We start from the raw sequence: 358 nt of genomic DNA, 5'->3' as shown, positions 1-358 counted from the left end.
TTAGTGTATGATGGTGTTTTTGAGGTGCTCCAGTGGCTTCTGTTTCTATCAGCTGTCCCTCCTGTTCAGCTACTGACGGGGTGGTGCGTAACGGCAAAAGCACCGCCGGACATCAGCGCTAGCGGAGTGTATACTGGCTTACTATGTTGGCACTGATGAGGGTGTCAGTGAAGTGCTTCATGTGGCAGGAGAAAAAAGGCTGCACCGGTGCGTCAGCAGAATATGTGATACAGGATATATTCCGCTTCCTCGCTCACTGACTCGCTACGCTCGGTCGTTCGACTGCGGCGAGCGGAAATGGCTTACGAACGGGGCGGAGATTTCCTGGAAGATGCCAGGAAGATACTTAACAGGGAAG

General features: G+C 52.8%; 1 pseudogene. It reads left to right on the top strand.

The window, feature by feature from the left end:
* Positions 1-32 precede the first annotated feature (32 nt).
* A pseudogene (locus KI356_RS28655) lies at positions 33-119 on the top strand (IS1 family transposase); the annotation flags it as partial.
* Between the last annotated feature and the right edge of the window lie 239 nt (positions 120-358).

The organism is Bacillus hominis (assembly GCF_018332515.1).
GTDB lineage: Bacteria > Bacillota > Bacilli > Bacillales > Bacillaceae_G > Bacillus_A > Bacillus_A hominis.
The sequence above is the reverse complement of the archived record's forward strand: the minus strand, read 5'-3'. Positions and strand labels throughout refer to the sequence as shown.